An 8,045-nucleotide genomic window follows, 5' to 3' on the forward strand; every position below is an offset into this window, starting at 1 on the left:
CCCTCGCTGCCCCGGGTGACTCCTCGGCCGCTGACCGGTGCGCCCCGGCGACCTCCTAGGGGCGCGCGTTGACGTCAAGTCAACTTCACATCAGATGCTCCCTGCATGACCACGACCACGACCGCGACCGACCCGGACCTCGGGTATGCCGACCTCCCCCGGCTCATGCACCTCATGACGGGGGACGAGAAGCACAGCAACGCCGCGACCTCCACCCTTGACGTCGTCTGGGTGCTCTACGAACGCATCCTGCACGTCGACCCCGCACGCCCCGACGACCCCGACCGCGACCGGTTCCTCCTGTCCAAGGGGCACGGTCCGATGGCGTACTACGCCACGCTGGCGGCCAGGGGCTTCTTCCCCGAGTCCTGGCTGCCCGGCTGGGGCACGTTCGACTCGGCCTTGGGGCACCACCCCGACCGGGTCCTCGTCCCCGGCGTCGAGCTGTCCAGCGGCTCGCTGGGGCACGGCCTGCCGATCGCCGTGGGCGTCGCCCTCGGCCTGCGGGCGCAGGGCCGCGACGCCCACGTCTACGTGCTGGTCGGCGACGCCGAGCTCGACGAGGGCAGCAACCAGGAGGCGATCGAGCTCGCCGTCGCGCGCGGGCTCACCAACCTCACGCTCATCGTGGTCGACAACGCCTCGGCGTCGTACCGCGCGCTGGGGCACCTGTCCCGGCGGTTCCGCGTGGAGGGGTGGGAGACCACGGTGGTCGACGGCCGCGACCACGACCGGATCGAACAGGCCCTGCTCACCCGGGGCGCCGGCGGCCCGTCCGTCGTCATCGCCGAGGTCGAGGAGAAGTGGGCATGAGCGACACCCGGGTCACCTTCGCCCGCACCGCCGTGGAGCTGGTCGAGTCCCGCGCGGACACGGCCCTGCTCTACGCCGAGATCTCCGGGCAGTACTTCGCCGAGGCCGAGCAACGTCTGCCCGACCGCATCGTCAACGTCGGGATCCGCGAGCAGCTCCTCGTCAGCGCTGCGGCCGGTATGGCGCTCGCGGGCCTGCGCCCGATCGCCCACACGTTCGCGTCGTTCCTGGTGGAGCGCGCCTTCGAGCAGGTCAAGCTGGGCTTCAACCACCAGGACCTCGGCGGGGTGCTCGTGTCCTCGGGCGGTTCCTACGATAACTCCGCCGGCGGGCGCACCCACCAGGCGCCCGGCGACGTCGCCCTGATGGACACCCTTCCGGACTGGAGGATCCACGTGCCCGGGCACGCCGACGAGGTCGCCGACGCGCTGCGGCAGGCGGTGGCCGGGTCGGGGCGCGACTACATCCGGGTCACGGCGGCGCAGAACTCCCGGGCCTACCCGGTGCGCCCCGGGCAGCTCCACCCGATCCGCCAGGGGTCGCGCGCGACCGTCGTCGCGGTCGGGCCGATGCTCGACCCCGTGCTGGAGGCCACGGCCGGTCTGGACGTGTGCGTGTTGTACGCCAGCACCGTGCGTCCGTTCGACCGCGCCGGGCTGCGCCGCTCGCTGGGCACCCCGGATGTCGTGCTGGTGGAGCCGTACCTCGCCGGCACGTCGACCCGGGTGGTGTCGGAGGCGCTGACGGACCTGCCCCACCGGGTGCTCGCGCTCGGCGTCGGGCGCACCGAGCTGCGCCGCTACGGGACGCCGGCCGAGCACCAGGCCGCCCACGGGCTGGACGCGGCAGGGATCCGCCGTTCGCTCGAGCGCTTCCTCTCCTGACGGACCCCGCGCCCGCCACCGGAGTGCCGCCGTCGCGGCGGCCCGGTGGCGGGCGTTATCATCGGAGCGGTACCGGTCTCGGTGCCGCACCACCTCCTGGACGACCACAGCTCGGCAGTTGGCGGTCGCTGGCCGGTGGGAGGTTCCACACCGTGGGCGGGCCGTCTGGGGCGGGCACGTCGATCTCTCGCAGATCCAGGAGCCGAGCCGCGTCGCGGGGCCGCTCAGGCCTCCGGCCCGATCGGCCGTCGTCCCCGGCCGGTGAGCTGCCGTGTCCAGGGGTGGCCGCGCCGCCGCCTCGCCCTTGCCGTCGCCATCTCAGAGGAGAGCAGTTACTTGGCTCGACCAGCCCGTCACCAGTCCGGTGCCACCCGGACGGCCCCGCGCAACCAGCGGCAGCGGCGTGCCCGCGACCTCGGCGAGGCCGGCCTGATCCCGGTGCTGGCCCGCGCGGTCCGCGAGGTCGAGGCCCGGGCCCAGCGCGGTCGGGTCGGCCCGTCGGCCCGGACGAAGTTCCAGGTCGTCGCGCTGCTCGTCCGCGAGGAGCGGGCCCGGCTCAAGGGCGACGCGTCGATCAGCGAGTCCCAGCGCACCGAGCAGCTCAAGCGCCTCGACGGCATCGCCACGATCCTGGCCAAGACCGCCGCGCGGGACACCTCGCTGCTGTCCCTGCTGGCCGAGGACGCGGTCATCTCCGACGCGGCCACGTCGCTGCGCCGGGAGATGCTGCTGGACGCCGGCATCGAGCCGGCCGCCGAGGAGCCCCCGGCCGCCGAGGTCGAGACCGCCGCGTCCCCGGCCAAGCGGCAGGTGGTGCCGCAGTCGGTCATCTCCCGCCAGCTGGCCAACCCCTTCCTCGCTCCGGACTTCTCCGCCGCCGCGGTCCAGCACCAGCGGGTGACCGGTCGCCTCTCCACCTGGGAGCTGCTGGGCCCGCTGTTCCGCTCCTTCGAGGAGGGCGGGGACTCCTCGTGCATGGACCTGCCGGCGCCGACCTCCCTGAAGGCGCCGCACGGCCTGGAGCTCATGCACCACCAGGCGGAGCTGGTCGCGGCCGCCGCGGCGGGCCACCGGACCTTCCTGCTGGCCGACGAGCCCGGTCTGGGCAAGACCGCCCAGGCGCTGCTCGCGGCGCAGGCCGCGGACGCCTTCCCGCTGCTCGTCGTCGTGCCCAACGTCGTCAAGGCCAACTGGGCCCGCGAGGCCGAGATGTGGACCCCGGGCCACCCCGCCACGGTGATCCACGGTGACGGCGAGACCATCGACGGCTTTGCCGACATCGTCGTGGTCAACTACGAGGTCCTCGACCGGCACGTCGGCTGGCTGGGTGACCTCGGCTTCCGCGGCATGGTGGTCGACGAGGCACACTTCATCAAGAACAAGACCTCACAGCGCTCGCAGCACGTGCTCCAGCTCTCCGAGCGCATCCGCGCCCGCGCGCTGAACCCCCTGCTCATGGCCCTGACCGGCACCCCGCTGATCAACGACATCGAGGACTTCAAGGCGATCTGGCAGTTCCTCGGCTGGATCGACGACAAGAAGCCCCGGCCCCGGCTCATGGCCGCGCTGGAGGAGAACGGCTGGTCGCCGGCCGACCCCGCGTTCTACCCCGCAGCCCGGGCCAGCGTGATCGACCTCGGCATCGTCCGCCGGCGCAAGGTCGACGTGGCTGCCGACATCCCGGCGCGCCGCATCGCCGACCTGCCGGTCGAGCTCGACGACGAGGCCGGCCGCTCGATCCGCGCCGCCGAGCAGGAGCTCGCCCGCCGCCTGGTGGCGCGCTACGACAGCGCCCTCGCCGCCCGCACCTCCGGTGCCGTCGTCGAGGGCATCGACCACGACCTCGTACGCCGGGTCGCGGCCTGGGAGCGCGAGGAGTCCGGCTCGGCCAAGACCGGGGAGAACGTCTTCGGCGTCATGCGCCGCATCGGCCAGGCCAAGGCCGGGCTGGCGGCCGACTACGCCGCGCAACTGGCCCGCAGCGTCGGCAAGGTCGTCTTCTTCGCCAAGCACATCGACGTCATGGACGCCGCCGAGGAGACCTTTGCCAAGCGGGGTCTGCGCTACGCCTCGATCCGTGGCGAGCAGTCCGCCAAGGCGCGGCAGGCCAACATCGACGCGTTCGTGCAGGACCCGGACGTCGCCGTCGTGGTCTGCTCGCTGACCGCGGCGGGGGTGGGCCTCAACCTGCAGGTGGCCTCCAACGTCGTGCTCGCCGAGCTGTCCTGGACCGCGGCGGAGCAGACGCAGGCGATCGACCGGGTGCACCGCATCGGGCAGGGCGACCCGGTCACGGCCTGGCGGATCATCGCCGCGCAGACCATCGACCCCCGGATCGCCCAGCTCATCGACAGCAAGGCCGGCCTCGCCGCCCGGGCGCTCGACGGCTCGGACGAGGAGGTCTCGTCCTCGGCCGACGTGCAGCTCGAGGCGCTCGTCACGCTGCTGACGGACGCGCTGTCGGCGCGGCAGTAGGCCGCGCAGCCACACGGCATACCGCGGACGGCGACGGCCCGGACCATGAGGTCCGGGCCGTCGTCGTGTCGAAGGCTGGGCAGGCGGTCCGTGCCCGGCCGTCCGGTGGGGGACCACCGGGTCAGGCGCCCTCGACGACCGGGTGGATCGCCTCGGCGACCAGGCCGTGCGCCTCGTGGTGCACGGCGCGGGCGGCGTCGGCGCTCGGGGCCTCGACCAGGCAGAAGACCTGGCCCTTGTCCTCGTCGACCCAGTATCGCTGGTAGCTCACGCCGTACCGGTCCTGCGTGCGCAGGTCGGCCGCATGGGCCTGGGCGGCAGCCTCGGCCGTGACGCCCTCGATGGAGTGGATGTCCAGAAACAGTGCCATGCGGTGGTTCCTTCTCGTGGAGCTCGGCGGTGGGGAGTGACCCGCCGCGGTCCGCCGTGGTGGCGGCCTGTCTCCTACTATCGGGAGATGGGATGGCCAGGCCCATGACCCGGACGCCGCCGCCCGTGACCGGGAGTCCGGATCTGTCGCCGGCAGCCGCCGCGGTCGACCCGTTCGACGTCGTGCGTCAGGTGCTCGACCTCGTCCGGCTCAACGGCGCGATCTTCTTCCGCTCCGACTTCCGGGCTCCGTGGGCCTACACCTCCCCGCCCGCAGCCGAGCTGACCGGGGCGCTGCCGCCCGGGCCCGGGAGCCTGGTGATGTTCCACGTCATCGCCGAGGGCAGCTGCTGGATCTCGGTCGGGGACGGGGCGCCGCGCGAGGTCTCGGCCGGGGACGTCGTGGTGATGCCCTACGGCGACAGGAACGCCTGGGGCTCCCGGGAGGCCGCCGACCCGGTGCCGATCACCACGCTGCTGCCGCCTGTCCCGTGGACCGAGTTCCCCCGGATCGAGCACGGCGGCACCGGGGAGCGCACCCAGGTCGTCTGCGGCTACCTGCGCGGGGACGCCGTCCTGTTCGACCCGGTGCTACGCGCCCTCCCGTCCCTCTTCGTCGTCCACCCCCCGCCGGGACCGGCCGCGGACTGGGTGCGCGCGAGCATCGACTTCGCGCTGGCCTCGGCGCAGCCGTCGGGGGGCGGCTCCGGCGCGGATCGTCGGCTGCCGGAGCTGCTCTTCTCCGAGGTGCTGCGGCTGTACCTGCACGAGCAGCGGCAGGCGGAGCTGACCGGCTGGCTGGCCGCCCTGCGCGACCCGGTCGTGGGCCGGGCGCTGTCGCTGCTCCACACGGACCCGGCCCGCGACTGGTCCGTGGGTGAGCTGTCCCGCTCCGTGGCGGTGTCGCGGACGGTCCTGCTCGACCGCTTCCAGCAGCTGCTGGGCCGCCCGCCGATCAGGTACCTCACCCAGTGGCGGCTGAACCTGGCCTCGGGCCTGCTCCGCACGACAGGGCTGGGGGTCGCCGAGGTCGCCGGTCGGGTGGGCTACCGGTCCGAGGAGGCGTTCAGCCGGGCCTTCAAACGCGCCTTCGGGGCCGCGCCGGCGCACTGGCGCACGGGTCAGGACCGTGCCGTCGGCCCGATCGCGCCACCCTGAGCAGGATGCGCCTCAGACGAGCTCGCCGGCAACGTCCCCCTGGCCGGTGCTCCCGACCGTGGGCAGGCCGGTGCCCGTGGAGGGGTCGGCGACACTCCCGTCGGGTCGCGCCGCGACCCAGGCGTCCACCTCGGCCCACTGGTCGATGAGCCACTGGGTCCGGGCGTCCCCGTCCCGCGGGACGTCCGCGGTCGGGACGTGCCACCACCGCAACCGCATGGGCACGACGAGGGGGAGCGCGCGCCATACCTGCGAGGGGCTGACCAGCCGGTCCAGGCCCGCGTGCGCGGCGACGACGACGTCCAGGTCCGGGCGGGCCTCGAGGCAGGCCAGCACCCCTGCCGGGCGGGGTGGCATGACGTGCTCCATCCGCCGGGCACGGGCTGCCTCGGCGAAGTGGCCGCGCCGGCGCAGGCGTCGGATCGCGCGGCGACGTCGGCGCGGGGTCCAGTTGCCGCCCTCGGGGAAGATCAGGAGCGCTTCGCGTCCGGTGAGGTCCGCAGCGAGTCGGCCCAGACGTGCCGGGAGGTCGTCCCCGGCGCCGCTGCGTGAGGGGATGAAGCAACACGAGAGGCGGTTGAGCAGCACGTCCAGCGCGGGGTCCAGCTGCAGCTTGTCCTTCAGCACGATGCGCGGGCGCCGGTGGTACTCCGTCATCAGCAGGTGCGCGATGGCGAAGGAGTCCCCGGGGCCGGCATGCCGCGCCAGCACCAGCAGGGGTTCGTCGACCGGCACGGCGGCGACGTCCTGCCGCGGGGGCTCGTCGAGCACGACCCGGAAGCCGAAGTGCCGCTCGCCGGCCCACAGCGCGTCCCGCAGCGCCGACTCGAGCAGTGCCCAGTGAGCGTCCGCCCAGGTGGTCGGCTCGCGTCGCGCCGCGATCGGCGCGCGCAGCCACAACCGCAGGCAGGAGAACAGGATTCGCAGGTCGACCACGAGGTATGCCGTGCCGAACCGGGCCGCTCGCAGCACCCGGCGGCGTGGGGTCAGTGGCCGTAGCGCAGCGGCGACCCCGGCGACCAGGACCAGGAGGGCCAGGACTGCGACGACGAGGAGAGTCGTCAGCGGCAGCAGCGCCCGGCGGAGCCAGCGTGGCGGCATGCGTCAGCCCTCCCGGACCGCTGCGGTCCGCAGGTAGCCGGCGGCCGCCTCGCGCGCCCTGGCGATGCGCGCGGCGACCCCCGAGGTGCTGCGATAACGCACCGAGACCAGCGGTGCGCGGTCGTCGCCGCTGGGCAGCACATGCACCCGCACGCCTGCTGGAAGTGAGGCCATGGTCGAGACGAACTGGTGGCGGCGCGCGACCTCGAAGGCGACGAGGCCGACCTCCCACGGGCGGCGGGGCGCCTTGAGTGGGCGTTCGATCCGGCCGACGTGCAGGACGTAGACCGTGCGGGCGCCCAGGGTCACCGCGCGGGCGACGGGCACGCTCTGCACGATGCCGCCGTCGATGAAGTGCCGGTCGTCCACCCGCACCGGCGGGAGCAGCCCGGGGACCGCGGACGAGGCGAGGACCGCGTCGGCGAGGGGACCGTGGTCGAACCAGTGCGCCTCCGCTGTCTCGATGCATGCCGCGACGCACTGGAACGGCACCGCCAGCTCCTCGATGCGTGCTCCGGGCAGGTGCCGTTCCACCATCGCCCGCAGCGGGGCGTTGGAGTGCAGGTGGGTGCCGTGCCGGGCCAGTGTCGCCACCCGGTGCAGCATCGAGCCGCCGAGGACGTCGCTGCTGGTGATGCCCTGCCAGACCTCGATCAGGCGACTGATGCCCTCGACGGTCGGGTCGGCGCTGAGGAACGCGCCATTGAGGGCCCCGACGCTGGTGCCGACGACGAGGTCGGGGGTGATGCCGTGCTCGAGCAGGGCGAGCAGGCTGCCCGCCTGGGCGGCACCGAGGACGCCGCCGCCGCCGAGGACGAACGCGACGGGGCTCTCCGCGGGGGGACGTGGGCTCTCCGGCACGCGGTCACGCTATGCCCCAGAGGCATCACGCGGGGGCTTTGCGCGCATGTCGCCGGGGGCAACCGGATTCAGCGCAGCGGTGCGCCCTCGCAGCACGGGACGATGTGCCCGCAGGTGTCACACCGCTGGTGCGAGGTCTCCCAGCGCATGGGCGCCCCGCAGTTGTCGCAGGGCGCGAGCCCGCCCAGGGTCGGCTGGCACTGCTGCCCGGACGTCCGGGCGGGGGAGGTGGCGGCGTCGGTCACGCCGTCACGGTACCGGCGGGGGGCGCCGGTGCGGGGGAGGCCCGCCCGGCGCCACCTCGCGTGAGGATCGACGGCCTTCAGGGGAGGGTCCGGTGCCGGCCGGTCTCCTGCTCGGGCCGGAGCCCCTCCTCCTCGGGGC

8 protein-coding genes are annotated in these 8,045 nt (G+C 74.0%); 4 read left to right on the top strand and 4 right to left on the bottom strand.

The genetic code is table 11. From position 1 onward, the window contains the following. Positions 1–105: 105 nt before the first annotated feature. The 3 genes from ACXVGS_RS06135 to ACXVGS_RS06145 all read left to right on the top strand — a co-directional run bounded on the left by ACXVGS_RS06135 (position 106) and on the right by ACXVGS_RS06145 (position 4,172). Positions 106–813, top strand: coding sequence for a thiamine pyrophosphate-dependent enzyme (locus tag ACXVGS_RS06135; RefSeq protein ID WP_458529442.1), 708 nt, complete (start codon positions 106–108; stop codon positions 811–813). Next, the gene (locus ACXVGS_RS06140; protein WP_458529441.1) at positions 810–1,697 is read left to right on the top strand and encodes a transketolase family protein; all 888 of its coding nucleotides are present in this window, start codon (positions 810–812) and stop codon (positions 1,695–1,697) included. The genes ACXVGS_RS06135 and ACXVGS_RS06140 overlap by 4 nt, the downstream gene beginning before the upstream one ends. A 336-nt stretch (positions 1,698–2,033) precedes the next feature. After that, complete coding sequence (locus ACXVGS_RS06145) at positions 2,034–4,172, top strand: DEAD/DEAH box helicase (RefSeq protein ID WP_458529440.1); 2,139 nt, start codon at positions 2,034–2,036, stop codon at positions 4,170–4,172. A gap of 121 nt (positions 4,173–4,293) precedes the next feature. Here the strand turns inward: ACXVGS_RS06145 and ACXVGS_RS06150 are convergent, their stop codons facing one another. Continuing rightward, positions 4,294–4,542, bottom strand: a complete 249-nt coding sequence (locus ACXVGS_RS06150) for a DUF4242 domain-containing protein (protein WP_458529439.1) — start codon at positions 4,540–4,542, stop codon at positions 4,294–4,296. A gap of 125 nt (positions 4,543–4,667) precedes the next feature. Between ACXVGS_RS06150 and ACXVGS_RS06155 the strand changes: the two genes are divergently transcribed. Continuing rightward, on the top strand, positions 4,668–5,699 hold the full coding sequence (locus tag ACXVGS_RS06155; RefSeq protein ID WP_458529438.1) for an AraC family transcriptional regulator: 1,032 nt from the start codon (positions 4,668–4,670) through the stop codon (positions 5,697–5,699). Between the two features lie 12 nt (positions 5,700–5,711). Here ACXVGS_RS06155 and ACXVGS_RS06160 read toward each other — a convergent pair whose 3' ends face one another. From ACXVGS_RS06160 to ACXVGS_RS06170, 3 genes are all read right to left on the bottom strand, one after another. Further along, positions 5,712–6,800, bottom strand: coding sequence for a 1-acyl-sn-glycerol-3-phosphate acyltransferase (locus ACXVGS_RS06160; protein ID WP_458536267.1), 1,089 nt, complete (start codon positions 6,798–6,800; stop codon positions 5,712–5,714). 3 nt (positions 6,801–6,803) lie between these two features. Continuing rightward, positions 6,804–7,661, bottom strand: coding sequence for a patatin-like phospholipase family protein (locus ACXVGS_RS06165; protein ID WP_458536266.1), 858 nt, complete (start codon positions 7,659–7,661; stop codon positions 6,804–6,806). Between the two features lie 68 nt (positions 7,662–7,729). Continuing rightward, positions 7,730–7,906 carry a hypothetical protein gene (locus ACXVGS_RS06170; protein WP_458534966.1) on the bottom strand — a complete coding sequence of 59 codons (177 nt, stop codon included), beginning with the start codon at positions 7,904–7,906 and terminating at the stop codon, positions 7,730–7,732. Positions 7,907–8,045: the final 139 nt, after the last annotated feature.

Source organism: Oryzihumus sp., assembly GCF_054325275.1.